Source organism: Rhodococcoides kyotonense, from assembly GCF_900188125.1.
Taxonomy (GTDB): domain Bacteria; phylum Actinomycetota; class Actinomycetes; order Mycobacteriales; family Mycobacteriaceae; genus Rhodococcoides; species Rhodococcoides kyotonense.
The window spans coordinates 23762-39684 of record NZ_FZOW01000014.1; the positions used below are offsets into that span (position 1 = coordinate 23762).

General features: G+C 64.2%; 17 protein-coding genes and 1 other RNA gene. 2 read left to right on the forward strand and 16 right to left on the reverse strand.

Annotated features, from left to right (window positions below; translation table 11 throughout):
- Positions 1-61: 61 nt before the first annotated feature.
- The 15 genes from CHB96_RS21220 to prfB form a co-directional block, all read right to left on the reverse strand.
- On the reverse strand, positions 62-868 hold the full coding sequence (locus CHB96_RS21220; RefSeq protein WP_371829039.1) for a DUF1295 domain-containing protein: 807 nt from the start codon (positions 866-868) through the stop codon (positions 62-64).
- On the reverse strand, positions 847-2154 hold the full coding sequence (locus CHB96_RS21225) for an SAM-dependent methyltransferase (protein WP_089249985.1): 1308 nt from the start codon (positions 2152-2154) through the stop codon (positions 847-849). The genes CHB96_RS21220 and CHB96_RS21225 overlap by 22 nt, the downstream gene beginning before the upstream one ends.
- The gene (locus CHB96_RS21230) at positions 2151-3425 is read right to left on the reverse strand and encodes an SAM-dependent methyltransferase (protein ID WP_089249987.1); all 1275 of its coding nucleotides are present in this window, start codon (positions 3423-3425) and stop codon (positions 2151-2153) included. The genes CHB96_RS21225 and CHB96_RS21230 overlap by 4 nt, the downstream gene beginning before the upstream one ends.
- Entirely contained in the window at positions 3422-4153 is a 732-nt protein-coding gene (locus tag CHB96_RS21235) for a DUF1365 domain-containing protein (protein WP_089249989.1), read from the reverse strand. Before CHB96_RS21235 ends, CHB96_RS21230 begins: the two co-directional genes overlap by 4 nt.
- On the reverse strand, positions 4144-5409 hold the full coding sequence (locus CHB96_RS21240) for an NAD(P)/FAD-dependent oxidoreductase (protein WP_089249991.1): 1266 nt from the start codon (positions 5407-5409) through the stop codon (positions 4144-4146). The genes CHB96_RS21235 and CHB96_RS21240 overlap by 10 nt, the downstream gene beginning before the upstream one ends.
- Positions 5406-6074 carry an alpha/beta hydrolase family protein gene (locus CHB96_RS21245; protein ID WP_089249993.1) on the reverse strand — a complete coding sequence of 223 codons (669 nt, stop codon included), beginning with the start codon at positions 6072-6074 and terminating at the stop codon, positions 5406-5408. Before CHB96_RS21245 ends, CHB96_RS21240 begins: the two co-directional genes overlap by 4 nt.
- Before the next feature lie 124 nt (positions 6075-6198).
- Positions 6199-6569, reverse strand: a transfer-messenger RNA (tmRNA) gene (ssrA, locus tag CHB96_RS21250).
- Positions 6570-6650: 81 nt separating this feature from the next.
- Positions 6651-8015, reverse strand: coding sequence for an SDR family NAD(P)-dependent oxidoreductase (locus CHB96_RS21255; RefSeq protein WP_089249995.1), 1365 nt, complete (start codon positions 8013-8015; stop codon positions 6651-6653).
- 47 nt (positions 8016-8062) lie between these two features.
- Positions 8063-8926, reverse strand: coding sequence for an EamA family transporter (locus CHB96_RS21260; protein ID WP_089249997.1), 864 nt, complete (start codon positions 8924-8926; stop codon positions 8063-8065).
- Positions 8927-8936: 10 nt separating this feature from the next.
- Positions 8937-9410: an SsrA-binding protein SmpB gene (gene smpB / locus CHB96_RS21265; RefSeq protein WP_072807334.1), complete on the reverse strand. Its 474-nt coding sequence runs from the start codon at positions 9408-9410 to the stop codon at positions 8937-8939.
- A gap of 101 nt (positions 9411-9511) precedes the next feature.
- Complete coding sequence (ftsX, locus tag CHB96_RS21270) at positions 9512-10417, reverse strand: permease-like cell division protein FtsX (RefSeq protein ID WP_089249999.1); 906 nt, start codon at positions 10415-10417, stop codon at positions 9512-9514.
- A gap of 95 nt (positions 10418-10512) precedes the next feature.
- On the reverse strand, positions 10513-11202 hold the full coding sequence (ftsE, locus tag CHB96_RS21275; protein WP_089250001.1) for a cell division ATP-binding protein FtsE: 690 nt from the start codon (positions 11200-11202) through the stop codon (positions 10513-10515).
- Between the two features lie 47 nt (positions 11203-11249).
- Positions 11250-11717, reverse strand: a complete 468-nt coding sequence (locus CHB96_RS21280) for an Rv3103c transmembrane domain-containing protein (protein WP_089250003.1) — start codon at positions 11715-11717, stop codon at positions 11250-11252.
- Positions 11714-12619 carry a mechanosensitive ion channel family protein gene (locus CHB96_RS21285; RefSeq protein WP_089250005.1) on the reverse strand — a complete coding sequence of 302 codons (906 nt, stop codon included), beginning with the start codon at positions 12617-12619 and terminating at the stop codon, positions 11714-11716. The genes CHB96_RS21280 and CHB96_RS21285 overlap by 4 nt, the downstream gene beginning before the upstream one ends.
- 6 nt (positions 12620-12625) lie before the next feature.
- Positions 12626-13738 (reverse strand): peptide chain release factor 2, encoded by a 1113-nt coding sequence (gene prfB / locus CHB96_RS21290; protein ID WP_089250007.1) that lies wholly within the window; start codon positions 13736-13738, stop codon positions 12626-12628.
- A gap of 359 nt (positions 13739-14097) precedes the next feature.
- On the opposite strand from prfB, the gene CHB96_RS21300 reads away from it, so the two are divergent.
- Positions 14098-14589, forward strand: coding sequence for a beta-class carbonic anhydrase (locus tag CHB96_RS21300; RefSeq protein ID WP_089250011.1), 492 nt, complete (start codon positions 14098-14100; stop codon positions 14587-14589).
- Positions 14590-14646: 57 nt separating this feature from the next.
- Positions 14647-15450, forward strand: coding sequence for a histidinol-phosphatase (gene hisN, locus CHB96_RS21305; protein WP_089250013.1), 804 nt, complete (start codon positions 14647-14649; stop codon positions 15448-15450).
- Positions 15451-15485: 35 nt separating this feature from the next.
- On the opposite strand, the gene CHB96_RS21310 is transcribed toward hisN, so the two are convergent.
- Complete coding sequence (locus tag CHB96_RS21310; RefSeq protein ID WP_089250209.1) at positions 15486-15854, reverse strand: DUF1304 domain-containing protein; 369 nt, start codon at positions 15852-15854, stop codon at positions 15486-15488.
- Between the last annotated feature and the right edge of the window lie 69 nt (positions 15855-15923).

Consider the following 15923-nt stretch of genomic DNA (forward strand, 5'->3'; position numbering starts at 1 on the left):
GGTCAAGACTAGTTGCCCGCACCGACTTTCTCGTCGTTGCGGTTCTTTTCGAGGACGCGAGTCATGTCGGAGGACGCGGGAGGAAGTAGCTCGTCCGCCGCTGGTAGTCCGCGTACCCGGGCCGTTTCGACATACTCTTCTCCAACAGCCTGGCGCCGGTGGCGAACACGAGAAAATAGGTCATCGCGATCGGCGACAGCACGGTCAGCACTCCCGGCCACGCCGAGGCGCTCAACGCGAAGAGTCCCCACCAGACACAGGCGTCGCCGAAATAGTTGGGGTGACGCGTCCACGACCACAGACCTCGGTCCATGATCTTGCCCTTGTTCGACGGGTCCGCCTTGAACGCGTTCAGCTGTGCGTCTCCCGTCGCCTCGAACGTCAGTCCGACGACCCACAGCACGACACCGACGACGGCAACCGCCGCGACGGAGCCGTGCGCGACCGCCGAGATCTGGACGGGCAGCGACACGAACCACAGCGCGAGCGCTTGGGTGAGGTAGATCTTCCGCAGCGCGTACAGCGTCCGGCTTCCCGGCGCCTTGGCCAGCATCTCCTCGTAGCGAGGGTCCTCGCCCTTTCCGCGCGAGCGCCGGAACATGTGCCACGCGAGCCTCAGTCCCCAGACCCCGACGAGGCCGGCGAGCAGGAGCCGACGCCACAGCTCGCCGTCACCGACAACCGCGGCCACCACGGCGATCAGAACGAAACCGCCGCCCCACGTGACGTCCACGACGTTGTGCCTGCCCAGGCGCGCACCGATCAGCGCCGTCACGATCATCAGCACCGCGGTGGCCGCCAGGGTGCTCAGCGTGACGACGAGGAATCCGGACCAGTCGTACGACGTCACGATGTCGCGCTCACCCATTGCGGACGCACCGGGTCGATGTCGACGTGGCCGTTCGCGTCGGGACGCACCGCCAGAATCTGGTCGACGCCCATGCGGCCGTCGCGGAACGCCATCCCGCCTCCGACGAGGTAGAGACGCCATACGCGCGCGACTTCCTCACCGACGAGTGCGACGACGTCCTCCCAGCGCGACTCGAAGCGTTCGGTCCACACGTCGACCGTCCGTACGTAGTGCTCGCGCATCGCATGGACGTCGCGCACCTCGAGACCGGATTCCTCGATCATGGCGACGGTCCGTCCCACCGGCCGCATGTACATGTCCGGTGCGATGAACGACTCGATGAACGCGCCGCCGCCCGGGTTGTCCCCTTCCTTGCGGGACATCTGCTGAACCAGTACACGACCGCCCGGCCGGACATTGGCGAACAACGCACCCGCGTAGGTCGGATAGTTCTTCTCGCCGACGTGCTCGCCCATCTCGATGGATGCGACGGCGTCGAACGGGCCGTCGGGGATCTCGCGGTAGTCCTGGATCCTGATCTCGACGCGGTCCTGCAGGCCACGATCCGCAATGCGCTTGTCCACGAACGCTTTCTGCTCGCGCGAAATCGTCACACCGACGACCCGCGCGTCGTAGTGCTCCGCCGCGTGCAGACTCAGCGAACCCCATCCGCAGCCGACGTCGAGGAATCGCTGACCGGGTGCTGTGTCGAGCCCGATCTTGCGGCAGACCAGATCGAGCTTGTCGCGCTGCGCGTCGTCCAAGGTGTAGTTCGGCGCATCGGATGTCCAGTAACCGGACGAGTACGCCATGTGCGAATCCAGCACCAGCTCGTAGAAGTCGTTCGACAAATCGTAGTGGTGGCTGATTGCGGCGCGGTCGCGCAACAGCGAATGCAGTCGCCCCTTGATGACGGCCTGAGACCGTGGCGGAGTCGGCGGCTTTCCCAGCGCACCGATGTCCTTCGCGAGCCTGCCCAGTTTCAGCAGCGCCGCCGGAGTGGGCCGCACCGCCTTCAGATCGCGGTTCCGCACCTCGGACCAGACGTGATCCAGTGCGTCGCCGACGTTGCCGTCGACGTCGAGTTCGCCGGTCACGTACGCCTGAGCTGCACCGAGTTCCCCTGGGCTCCACAGCAATCGACGCAGAACCTGTGGGCTGTTCACTCGGACTCGCGGTGCTCCCTGCGGGCCTGCGACGCTCCCGTCCCATGCTTCGAGACGGACCGGTAGTTCGCCACCGACGAACGGAGCGAGGAGATCGGCGATGCGTGGTGCCACCGAGCCGTGCCGAGAAGTGCTCATTCTTTTCCCCTTCGATCGAGCACGATCTGTTGAACGTCGAGGTAGCCCGACCGAAAACCTGCCTCCGAGTAGCAGAGGTAGAAGTGCCACATGCGCGCGAACACGTCGTCGAAGCCCAATTGCGCGACCTGCTGGGACTGCGCGCCGAACGTCCGATCCCAGTGACGCAGCGTGCGCGCGTAGTGATCGCCCATCGACAACCGTTCGCGCACGCGCAGTGTCGTGTGCTTCTCGGTCACCTCCTCGATCGCGCGGATCGAGGGCAGGAACCCACCGGGGAAGATGTACTTGTGCACCCAGGTGTAGGTGTTGCGCGTGGCGAGCATGCGATCGTGCGGCATCGTGATCGCCTGAATCGCGACGCGTCCGCCCGGTGCGAGAATGCCGTCGATCGTGCGAAAGTACGTGCCCCAGTATTCGTGCCCGACGGCTTCGATCATCTCGACCGAGACGATCGCGTCGTATTCGCCGTCGACGAGTCGGTAGTCCAACAAGTCCACTTGGACTCGCTCCGCACACCCCGCTGCCGCGATGCGTTTGTCCGCCAGCTCTTTCTGCTCGGTGGACAGCGTCACCGATCGCACCTTCGCGCCGCGCTGCGCTGCCCGGATCGCGAGTTCGCCCCAGCCCGTGCCGATCTCCAGTACTCGGCTTCCCTCGCGGACACCCGCCTTGTCGAGCAGTCGGTCGATCTTGCGACGCTGGGCATCGGCGAGCGATTCTCCGTCGTCGGAGGTTCCCGACGCCCCGAACAGCGCACTCGAATACGTCATCGTCTCGTCGAGAAAGAGTTCGAAGAGATCGTTCGACAAGTCGTAGTGCCGCGAGATGTTCGATCGAGTGTTCTTCGTCGTATTACGTTCGGCACGAGGCGGTTTCGGAACGTAGAGGCCACGGAGCCGCTGGAGAGACTTGGGAATCAAGGTGGCCATCCGCGTCGCGAACACCTCGAGCACTGCCGTCAGATCCTCGGCGTCCCAGTCTCCGGCCATGTACGCCTCACCGAAGCCGATGAGACCGCTGTCGCCGACGCGGGCTGCGAAATCGGCAGGACGTCTGATCTCCATCAACGGAGATTCCGCAGTCCCGCCACCGATGATCGAACCGTCCTCCATGAGTACTCGGACGGGAAGTCCGCTGACTGCGCGTCTGAAGAGGAAGTTCGCGACCGGCGCGGCTACCGTGGACTTCGGCCCTGCCGGCACGTGAGCGATGCCTGGCCAGGTGTCTCGGTCGACCTCCGAGTCGTATCGCGTCACCGTTGTCGTCATCTGCTTGCCTTTCCCGTCACTGGAGCGTGTGGTCGTGGCCGGATGGGAAGGCCCCTCGCCCACAAGCGAATTCCTTGAAGTCGTATCTGCACTACTACTCGCAACGGTGCGAGCGGGACCGTGAGGGCCGACCGGATCAACGCGCGCGTACTCGCACGTCGACGCGTGCCCGACACCGTCGCCACGAACGGCGGCGCGTCGTCGCGTTCGAGGACGATCGACAGACGGAGCGAGTCGTCGGGTTCCGGGAGTCTCATTCGATAGTCGCCGTCGACGTCGTTGAACGGTGACACGTAGAACTCCTTGCGTGCACGAGCCGAACCCCGCTCGTCCGTGTGCAGGAGATACGCGTAGCGCTCGCCGTACGTGTTGTGCACTTCGGCGACGACGCACACCAACCGTCCCTGGCGGTCGTGACACCAGAACACCGACAGCGGGTTGAACGTGTGTCCGAACACGCGGGCGTTGGCCAACATCGTGATTCGGCCGCCGTCGAGATCGATGTCATGGTCGGCAAGGAAGTGGTCGATGTTCGCACGGATCGAGCGGGCGGGATCACCGACGTGGTCGCGCGCATCGAAGACCGCGAGTGGACGGGCCCACGACGGAAACTGTGGCATGTCGTCGAGGTCGACGAACCAACTGTAGCTTCGGTATCGAAACCGGTTGCGCAGCGGCGCAGTTCGCACGTGCTCGATGGTGGTCGAGTAGATCGCGTTCACGTCCATCGGCCACCGATACGTTCGGCGGCGGACAGTCCCGACCGTGCGCCGTCCTCGTGGAATCCCCACCCGTGGTACGCACCGGCGAATGCCAGCCTGTCCGTGTCGAGCTCGGGCAGCCGGCGCTGCGCACTGAGCGACTGCGGTGTGTACTGCGGATGCTCGTAGGTCATCTCGTCCACCACCTTTCGCGGGTCGACGAGGTGTGCCCCGCCGAGAGTCACCACGTATCGATTCGGACCGTCCAGCCGCTGCAGACGTGTCATGTCGTAGCTGACGAGGACCGTGTCCGGCGCGGCACCGCAACCGGGGATGCGATAGTTCCACGACGCACGCGCTCGAACGGTGGACGGCAGAACCGATTCGTCGGTGTGCAACTGAGTGCGGTTGACCGAGTACGGCATCGCGCCCAGCACCTCGTGCTCTTCGGCGGTCGGCTCGGCGAGAATCTTCAACGCCTGCTGAGGATGCACCGCGACGACGGCTGCGTCGAAACGACGAAGGTTGTCGCCTGCGTCTCTGATGTCGACGCCGTCGTCGTGTCGATAGACGGCATGGACCGGTGTGCCGGTGTGGACTTCGTCGACATGCTCGGCCACTCGGCGCACGTACTCGACGGATCCTCCTCTGACCGTCCGCCACACGGGAGATCCTGAGACGCTGAGCATTCCGTGATGATCGAGGAAGGTGAACAGATACCGGGCGGGGTAGCTCAGCGCTGTCACCGGATCGCACGACCACACGGCGGACACCAGCGGTGCCATGAAATGCGAAGCGAAATAATCGGAGAACCGATTTCGCGCCAGAAAACGGTCCAAGGTCTCGTCCGCGTCCGACGAATCGGAGTCCAACACTGCCGTTGCCTCACGGTGAAAGCGCTTGACCTCCATCAACATCGCCAGGTATCGCGGACGCGTCGCAGTGCGGATCGACGGGAGAATTCCCCGAAGCCCCTGCCCACCGGAGTATTCGAGGCCGCAACCATCGCACCGGATGGACATGCTCATGTCCGATTCCTGTGTCGGCACGTCCAATTCGGCGAACAGTCGTAGGAGAGTCGGATAAGTCCGGTCGTTGTGCACGATGAAACCGGTGTCGACCGCGACGGGCCCTGCGGGACCCTGCACCACGTGCGTGTCCGCGTGACCGCCGAGCCGGTCGTCGGCTTCGAACAGAGTGACATGCGCCGACTTCGACAACACGTACGCAGCAGTCAAACCCGCCACGCCACTGCCGATCACGGCAACCGATCGACTACTCATCCTGCCACCTCGTCGTTGTACGCCGACCTACGTCGGGCAATATCCATCACGAATTCTCGGGTCGTCCGTACCCATTGCCGCGAACGTCGAAGCATGAAATGTCCACCGGGCATCGAGACGAATTCGGCGTCCACTCCTCGACCGGCTGCGGCGACGACTTCTCGACGCGCCCGTACCGGATCGGTCCAGGTGTCGGCGTCGCCGTGTACGACGCGAACGACCTGATCGGTATGCGTCCCATCGAGTTCGCCTCCGTCGGGCCACCACGGGGCCAGTGCGACGATCCCGCTCACCGAAGGATCGTCCGCGACTGCTGCGGCTGTCCGGCCGCCCATCGAATGCCCGACGACGACGACATGAACGTCCGGGTGGTCACGCCGAATCTCTCGCAGCGCCCACCGTGCATCCTGCACCGGACTACGCTCGACACCGTTCCACCCGCGAAACCTGTACTGCAGCTGCGCGACGACGATTCCCTCGGCGCGGCCGGCGCGTCGAAGATCCCGCGTGAACTGCCACATTCGAAGCCCCGACAAGTGCCAGGGCCGACTCCGTTCGATGCTCGTGACCTTGCCACCGTGCAGAACCAGAACGACACAGGTCACGGGGGTGCCGGCAGGCGGTGTCGGCCCCGACCGGAGTCTCGGCTCCGCGCTGTTGCTCATACCCGCTATTCGGCACCGCGAGCGTCATGGGTTGGGTCTGCGACCAATGTGACCTGCACTACCTCTGTGTGAAGACACAAAAAACGCCGGGCCGACGAGCGTATCGCTCTCCGGCCCGGCGTCGAGGTGGAGCTGCCGGGAATCGAACCCGGGTCCTCCGCTGTATCACCAGGGCTTCTCCGTGTGCAGTCTGCTATGCCTCTACTTGGATCTCCTGATCTCGCAAACAAGCCAGGATGACGATCCCAGCCACTGTTTGATGTTCCTCATCACTCCGTGGCCGAGTGAATCGGTAAGCCCTCTAGCTGATGCCAGTACCCGGACCGAGGGCGAACCCGGACTGACAGACACGCAGTCGCTACTTAGGCAGCGAGTGCGTAGTCGCGCTGATTGGAATCGGCGCTTATATGTTTGCGATGACGCTTACGGTGGTCTCTCGCCTGCACCGACACGCTTCCCCTGACTCAACATACAGAGTCGAAACCGTTCAGCCCCGTATGTCCCGAACACCATGCTCGGGCTGTTCAGTGTAACAAGGCGCTCGGACAGAATCATCCCGATATCGTTCGCGTCCCCTCAGGCACGGTCGATGTCGCCGACGACGCGGGACAGGAGGCGTCCGAAGAGCACCTTGCGCAGCGGAAACGAGCTGTACCACGCTGCGCGCCCGGCAAGCCCACGCGGAAAGAAGTCGAGTTGCTGTTCCACTCGCGTGCCGCCGCCGGCCGAACTCGCGCGATACCGAAGCCATGCATTGCCTGCAGTCGGCGCGGTGGCCTGCAGACGCACGTCGTCCGAGCCGTCGTCGTCGACGCGCCAGCCTTTCACGCCGCCTGTGCGAACGACGTCGCGAAGTCTGCGCCGAATCACATCGGGTTCGGTTCCGAGATACACGCTGCGCATATCCGAGTACACGACTTCACCGGCCCAGTGCGGATCCGACGGCAAAGGGTCCGACGGGGCCGTCACACTGTCGGACCACGACGATTCGGACTCCCCATGCTCGATGTTCCGCAGTGCCAGGCGAACCGATTCTCGGTAGGGCGTCGACCCCCCTTCGGGACGATCGATGACGGCGTCGATGTCCGTCTCGTGGGCCACCGCGTCGTACTGCAGCGATTCGATGAGGGGCATCGCAAGGCCGCGCGGCATCGGCGTCACCAACCCGATCCAATGACCGGCAAGGCGCGGGGTCAGCACCGGAAGGACCAGAATGCGTCGTCGTCGTAGGCCCGCGACGTCCGCGTACACGTTCATCATCTCGCCGTACTCCATGACGTCGGGTCCCCCGACGTCGAAGGTACGACTCTTCTCGAGGTCGCAGACGGCCGCCTCGATCAGATAATGCAGGATGTCCCGGACCGCGATCGGTTGGATCTGGTTGTGCACCCACCGCGGGGTCGTCATGACCGGCAGGCGGTTGGTCAGATGCCGGATCATCTCGAACGATGCGGAACCAGAACCGATGACGACACCGGCCTGGAGCACGAGCGTCGGCGTCGGCGATTCCATCAGGATCCTGCCCACCTCGGCACGCGAGGCGAGGTGCGGCGACAGGTCACCCGTCTCCGGATGCAGACCACCGAGGTAGACGATCCGCGACACACCGGCTTCGGCCGCCACGGCCGCGACGTTCTCCGCGCTGGCGCGTTCGGTTTCCGCGAAGTCGTCGTGTCCCGAGGACCCCATCGAGTGAACGAGGTAGTAGACGACGTCGACATCCTCGAATGCGGCCTTCAACGAGTCCCGGTCGCCGAGGTCCCCGCGCGCCACCTCGACGGCCTCTGCCCACGGGACGTCCTTCAGTTTGTCGGGGTTGCGGGCCAGCACTCGCACGGTGAATCCTGCGTCGACCAGCCGCGGCGCCAGCCGCCCACCCAGATAGCCCGTTGCGCCGGTGACGAGGACGCGTGACTGTCGTGCACTGTGTTCGGCGGTCATGCACGGACCGATACCCTCGCCGAGAACACTTCAATCGGGCATGCGCTTCAGGCGATGGCGATGAGTCCTACAGCGCCCAGCGCCAGAAGCATTCCGGCTTGCTGAAGCCGCCCGACCCGTTCGCCCAGCATCACCATCGCGAGCATCACCGTCGCGGCCGGATACAGCGACGCGATGACGCTGACGAGCGACAGCAACCCACCCTGATACGCGTACAGCAGAGCAGCGTTGGCAACGACGTCGAGTACACCGACGAAGGCGGCCAACTTCAGAACACTGCCGTGCGGCAACGCGAAATGGCCCGACGCCAGTGCCACACACCAGATCACCGCAGTCGCCGAGGCCCGCGACGCTGCCAACGGCCACAGACCGGATCCCTCGCCGATCTGATGTAGACAGATGAACGCAATGGCGAACGTGATTCCGGAACCGACCGTCAGCCAGGCAACCTGTCGCGTGAACTTCATCGTCCGACCGCCTGCCACCTCGCCGACCGTCTCGTCGGGAGACTCCTTGCTGACGAGTACGACGGCGACCAACGCCAGCGCAATGCCCGCGAACGCCAGCGCACCTGGACGTTCCCCGATGACGAACCCCGCGACGACGGGTATGCCCGCGACGAGCACGGCCGTCAGCGGAGACACGACGGCCATGGGTCCGGACGCGAGTGCAAGATAGAACCACCACACCGCGAGGGCACCCGCCACACCCGAGGCCAGACCCCACAGGATCGGCGCCCACGACACCGAGCCCCCGACGAACGGGGCGATCAGAAGGACGACCACCAGAGAGAACGGGTAGGAAACGAGGACGACCCGGAGAGCTGCGACTCGTCTGGACGCGACTCCACCCACGAAGTCGCTGACGCCGTACCCCACGGCGGCCACCAGAGCGAGGAGAACGGCGGTCAGCGCATGCCCCTCATCGCATACCTTTGATTCGACGGCCGAGCTCGCGGGTCACTTCACGTTCGGCGGTGCGACGCGCAAGATCCTGCCTCTTGTCGTAGTCCTGCTTGCCCTTCGCGAGCGCCAACTCCACCTTCACCTTGCCGTCGGAGAAGTACATCGACAACGGCACGAGCGTGAGGCTGCCTTCCTTCACCTTGCCGACGAGTCGTTCGATCTCCCGCTTGTGCAGCAACAACTTTCGCGTTCGACGCGGTGCATGGTTGGTCCAGCTGCCCTGCGTGTACTCGGGAATGTGCAATCCGCGGAGCCAGATTTCGCCGTCGTCAACCGTCGCGAAGGCGTCGGCGAGCGACGCCTTTCCCTCTCGTAGGCTCTTGACTTCGGTTCCGACCAGTGCGATCCCAGCCTCGTACACGTCGAGGATCGAGTAGTGGTGACGCGCCTTACGGTTCGTCGCGATGGCCTTGCGGCCCTTTTCTTTCACTGCAGGGCCCTTTCTCGAGCGCCGTCATGGTGTGGGCGGTGTCATGGCGTGCACGGTGTCACGCACAACCGCTCCAGCATAGAACCGACGATCAAGTGGTTTTACTCCCGCACGTACAACCGGAGGGTGATGTAGCCCGTGACCGCAGCCATTCCGACGCCGACCAGTACGAGGAACGGTGACACCAGCAGCACGTCACTGTTGGAGATGCGCGCGAGGATGTTCGCGTCGTAGACCTCGGACAGCACGTCGTCGATGAACATGTTCTTCGCGGTGAACAAACCTGCGATCGCAAGTACGGACCCGATCAACGCCGCGACCACCGCCTCGAGGAGGAACGGAAGCTGCGTGTACCACCGCGTCGCACCGACGAGCCGCATGATGCCGACCTCGGTACGCCTGGTGAACGCGGCGATCTGAACCATGTTGGCGATCAACAGAATTGCCGCGATGGCCTGCACGACGGCAATGGCAAAGGCAGCGTTGCGCACGCCGTTGAGCACGCTGAACAAACGCTCGACCAGGTCGCGCTGATTGAGAACGCTCTGCACGCCCGGCCGGCCGGCAAAGGTGTCGTTGATGACGCCGAACCGCTCGGGGTCGTTGAGCTTGACCTTGAACGAGGCCGGGAAACTGTCCGGACTCACCAGTTCTGCGAGCTCGGGCTGATCCTTGAACACCCGCTCGGTTGCGTCGCGCACGGCGTCGTCGCGGTTGAGATACTGCACGGACTCGACCGAGGGCGTCTGTTCCAGATCGGAGCGCAACGTGCTGCATGTGTCCGCGGCGCAATCCGGGTCGTTGGCCGAGATGTCGTCGGTCAGGAAGATCTGCACCTCGACGCGGTCCAGGAAGATCTGCTGAGTCTTACCGGCCATCTGCACCACGAGCAGTCCCCCACCGAACAGCCCCAGAGAAATCGCGGTGGTCAGGATCATGGCAATGGTCATGGTGATGTTGCGGCGAAGTCCGGTCAGAACCTCGCTGGTGATGAAACTGGCGCGCATCGCGGTATCGGGCCCTTCGGTAGTGCAGTACGACGGAAAGTTGGCGGGGCGGGAGTGGAGCCTGCAGGAACGACCCACTCACCGGCGTCGGTCGCCTATCGACCGACGCCGTAGACGCCGCGGGCCTCGTCGCGCACCACTCGTCCGTTGTCCAATTCCACGACGCGTCGACGCATCGAGTCGACGATGTGATTGTCGTGAGTCGCCATCAGGACCGTCGTGCCGGTGCGGTTGATGCGTTCGAGCAGCATCATGATGTCCTGGCTCGTGTCCGGGTCGAGGTTGCCGGTGGGCTCGTCGGCGAGCAGGACCAATGGCCGGTTGACGAATGCCCGCGCGATCGCGACACGCTGCTGCTCACCACCGGACAACTCGGTCGGCAGCCGATCCGACTTGCCACCGAGACCGACGAGGTCCAGTACCTCCGGAACCGTCCGCTTGATCACCGACCGCGGCTTTCCGATGACTTCGAGCGCGAAGGCGACGTTCTCGACGACCGTCTTCTTCTGCAGCAGACGGAAGTCCTGGAACACGCATCCCATGCTCTGTCGCAGTCGGGGGACGCGTCGGGACGACAGCCTGTTCACGTGGAAGTCCGCGACGTGGATGTCACCGGACGTCGGCGTGTCTTCCTTCAGAAGCAGCCGCATGAACGTCGACTTGCCCGAACCGGACGGACCGATGAGAAAGACGAATTCGCCCTTGTCCACGGACACGGTCACGTTGTCCAGCGCGGGCCTGGTCGACGTCTTGTAGGACTTGGACAGATTCGTCGTGCTGATCACGGGTCGCCAGTGTAGTCCTTACTCACCGGTAACCGTCCTAGGCTCCCTCAGGGCGTGCCCGTTGCGCTCGGCGGCGCAGGCAGCAGCGATCGGAGCTCCGGCGGGACCGTCAAACCGGGAAGATAGGTCGGTTCTGGCGTGGTAGAACTGTCGGTGCCACCCGTCGTCGAACCCGGCTCCCCGGGCGCGACGCTCGGTGTACCGGAGGCGTCGGACGGTGACGCCGGCTGCGTCGTCGTCGGCACAGGGGTGGTCGTCGTGGATTCCTCGGTGTATCGCGGCTCGGAGCTCGGGCCGGGCACGATCAGCGACGGGTCGACGGCAGTAGGACCGGCCGTCGGTGCGTCGTTTCCCTCTTGCAGTTGGTTGTAGAGCAGTCCCGTCAGGACGAAGCAGATTCCCAGAAGTACCGTCGACGTTCGAATTCGCCCGAACATCTTCGAGGGCAACTTCCACGTCCGTCTCGGCCGATCGGGATCCGATTCGGAGTGGTTCGGTGCAGATGCGCCGGTCACAGATCCTCCCCTTCGTCGCGGCGGCGACCTTCCGGCGCAACACCTGCGGTCGAGACATCCGGAGTGACGCGGATTCCCTCCGGTTGCAACGCCGCGGCAACGCGGACGCGGAGCTCACGTCCGACCTGGAACTGCTTGCCGGGCAACGTACGTGCGACCAGCCGGACATTCACCTGATCGACCTCGATGCTCTCCACTCCCATCACCGTCGGCTCGTCGAGCAACAGTGGCCGCAGGCGCGCATCCTCGAACGCCGCGTGGCCGACGCGTCGCAAGATCTCGTTGACGCGGTTGAGGTCGGCGACCGACGGGATCGGCACGTCGACGACGGCACGGGCCCAGTCCTTGGACAGATTGATCGCCTTGACGATCTGGCCGTTGGGCACGGTGATGACCTCACCGTCGACACTTCGGACTCGGGTCACGCGCAGCGTGACGTCCTCGACGGTCCCGATCGCGTCTTCTGCGGAACCGTTGACCGCGATCTGCACGACATCGCCGAACCCGTACTGACGCTCGGTGATGATGAAGAAGCCGGCAAGGATGTCCTGCACGACGCGCTGGGCACCGAAGCCAAGGGCAGCGCCGAGCACAGTCGCGGGCGCGACGAGACCGCTGACCGCGAAGCCGAGCCGTCGCAGAACCTCGATGGTGACCAGAATGTAGACGACCGTCACCGCAACCCAGGTGATGACCTGAGCCAGGGCGTGCCGATGCTTTGCCGCTTCGGTTCGGACCAGTGCGTCACTGTGCTGATAGTTCGCGTCGATTCGGGCCGTGATCCGCGAGCCCACCCAGGAGATGAGCCGGGCCAGCAGCATCCCGCCGAGGATGTACAGCACGATTTCGAGCCCACGAAGTCGCACGGGCAGAGACAGCCCGAAATCCAACGCCAGAGTCATGGTGACCTACTCTTCGCCGCGCATCCGCCAGCGAATACCCGATTCCAGGAAGCCGTCGATGTCGCCGTCGAGCACGCTGGATGGGTTGTTGACCTCGTACTCGGTCCGCAGGTCCTTGACCATCTGGTACGGGTGCAGCACGTAGGACCGCATCTGGTTGCCCCAGGAGCTTCCGCCGTCGCCCTTGAGCGCATCCATCTCGGCGCGCTCTTCCTTGCGCTTGACCTCGAGCAGTTTGGCCTGCAGCACGCGCATCGCCGACACCTTGTTCTGCAGCTGCGACTTCTCGTTCTGACACGTCACGACGATGCCCGTCGGGATGTGAGTCAGGCGCACCGCGGAGTCGGTGGTGTTGACGGACTGTCCGCCTGGTCCGCTCGATCGATAGACATCCACGCGGATGTCACCTTCGGGGATCTCGATGTGGTCGGTCGTCTCGACGACGGGAAGCACCTCGACCTCGGCGAACGACGTCTGGCGACGGCCCTGATTGTCGAACGGGCTGATCCGGACGAGGCGGTGTGTGCCCTGCTCGACCGACAGCGTCCCGTACGTGTACGGCGCCTTGACAGCGAACGTCGCGCTCTTGATGCCGGCCTCTTCCGCGTAGGAGGTGTCGTAGACCTCGACGCTGTAGCCGTGCTTTTCCGCCCAACGGATGTACATGCGCATGAGCATCTCGGCCCAGTCGGCAGCGTCGATCCCGCCCGCCCCGGACCTGATGTTCACGAGTGCATCGCGCTGGTCGTACTCGCCGGACAGCAACGTACGCACCTCAGCCGCGGCGATGTCCTCGCGGAGCGACGCACGCTCGGTGTCGGCTTCCGCGATAGCAGCTGCCTGGGCGTCGCCCTCTTCGCCCTCGGCCAGCTCGTACAGAACCGGCATGTCTTCGAGCCGCTGCCGGAGTTCCTCGACGCGACGCAGTTCTGCCTGCGCGTGCGACAACTGACTGGTCACTTGCTGCGCATGTTCCTGGTCGTTCCAGAGGTCGGGCGAGGCGGCCTGGTGTTCGAGTTCGTCGATCCGTCGACGCAGCTCCTCGACATCGAGAACCGACTCGATCGTGGTCAGGGTGATGTCGAGTTCGTTCAGGTCTGCGGAAACGTCAGGATGCACGAGATACAAGGTTACCGGCCTCGTAGTCGGCCTTCGTACCCGAGCGTCGACAGCCGACGCGACGAACGTCACATCGGAGGCCGTGAGCGTCGACCCATCCAAGGCGTGAGCAGGTTCGATGCACCGTGATGCCCTGGTCCGATGCCGGTTTGCCTGCTACTTTCACCTTCATCGACACATACGCATGCGGCCATGCCTCTCGGTCGTCGGTCATCCGCGACCCTCTCCTCGTCGCGCGTCGGCACGTCGATTTCTGCAGGACCGACACCAGCCTGTGTCGCTGACGTCGGTTCACCCCAACCATCGGGGTACTGACCAGCGCCCCGGTTTCCTGCAGAAACTTCATTCGAGGAGCACACATGTCCGTCACCGACGAATACCTGAAGAACAACGAGGCGTACGCGGCACAGTTCGACGGCCCGCTGCCCCTGCCCCCGTCGAAGCACGTCGCCGTCGTCGCCTGCATGGACGCTCGCCTCGACGTCTACCGCATTCTCGGCCTGAACGAGGGTGAGGCCCACGTCATCCGCAATGCCGGTGGCGTCGTCACCGACGACGAGATCCGTTCGCTCGCGATCAGCCAGCGCCTTCTCGGCACAAAAGAGATCATCCTCATCCACCACACGGATTGCGGAATGCTGACCTTCACCGACGACGACTTCAAGAACGGGATCCAGGACGAGATCGGCATCAAACCCAACTGGGCAGCCGAAGCGTTTCCCGACCTCGACGCCGATGTCCGACAGTCCATCGCCCGCATCGAGCAGAGTCCCTTCGTCACCAAGCACGAATCACTCCGCGGATTCGTGTTCGACGTCGCCACCGGGAAATTGAACGAAGTCACCGCCTGATCGTTCGAGTGCCCAGGGTGACAGAGTCTGCGCCACCCTGGGCACTACTGTTGGTCCGTGACTTTCTACGCCGCTGACCTGCAGCTTGCCCTGTCCCTGGCCGACCAGGCCGACGAGATCACGCGCGATCGTTTCCTCGCACTCGATCTGAAGGTCGACGACAAGCCCGATCTCAGTCCGGTCAGCGATGCAGACCTCGCCGTCGAGCGCCACGTACGCGCCGTGCTGGCCGAGCAGCGCCACGGCGACGCCGTACTCGGTGAGGAGTTCGGCGGTGACGCGGTGTTCTCCGGCCGTCAGTGGGTGGTCGATCCCATCGACGGCACGAAGAACTTCGTGCGCGGCGTTCCGATCTGGGCAACCCTGATCGCACTGCTTCAGGACGGCGTCCCTGTCGTGGGCGTCGTCAGCGCTCCCGCATTGAACCGTCGGTGGTGGGCTTCCGAGTCGGCGGGCGCCTGGACGTCGTACGACGGCGGAGACGCTCGCGCGATCTCGGTGTCCTCTGTTCGCGAACTGTCTTCGGCGAGTTTGAGTTTCGCGAGCCTCAGCGGCTGGAAGGAGCGAGGCATCCGCGACGAGTTCGTCTCGCTGACCGATTCCGTGTGGCGCGTGCGCGGCTACGGAGACTTCTTCTCCTACTGCCTTCTCGCAGAAGGAACGCTCGATATCGCGACCGAACCCGAGGTGTCGCTGTGGGATCTTGCACCGCTCGACATTCTGGTCCGCGAAGCGGGTGGCCGCTTCACAGCGCTGGACGGCACGGCCGGGCCGCACGGCGGTAACGCGATCGCGACGAACGGTCTCTTGCACGACGAAACGGTCAGGCGCCTGCGGCGCCATGTGCACGAAAATACATAGCGGGCTATGTATTTTCGTGCACATGCGCGAAGCGCCTAGGAGACCGTGGCAACCACGAGCGCGATCAGGGGCGTCACGCCTTGCGTGATCGCAGCCCGAAAGTATTTGGCGCCTCCCGTCGCGAGTACGACAGCCGCACCGACGATGCTGAGGCACGCGAAGACGACGACGGCGTGGCCTGCGGATCCTCCGATGATCAGTCCGGCGATGATCCCCACTGCCAGGAAGAGGTTGTAGAAGCCCTGGTTGAATGCCATCGGCCGCACAGTGTCGGCATCGGCCTGAGTGGCGACTCCGAAACGCTTCCACACTGCGGGCCTGGTCCACACGACGCTCTCCATCACGAAGATGACGACGTGAAGCGCGGCCGCGATGGCGGCGAAGATCTGAGCGAGTATCGGCACGTGATGGATGCTGCCACACGGCAAGTGACGTGGGCGGATTCCGTCTTTCTTACTCGAGAGTAGACAGCT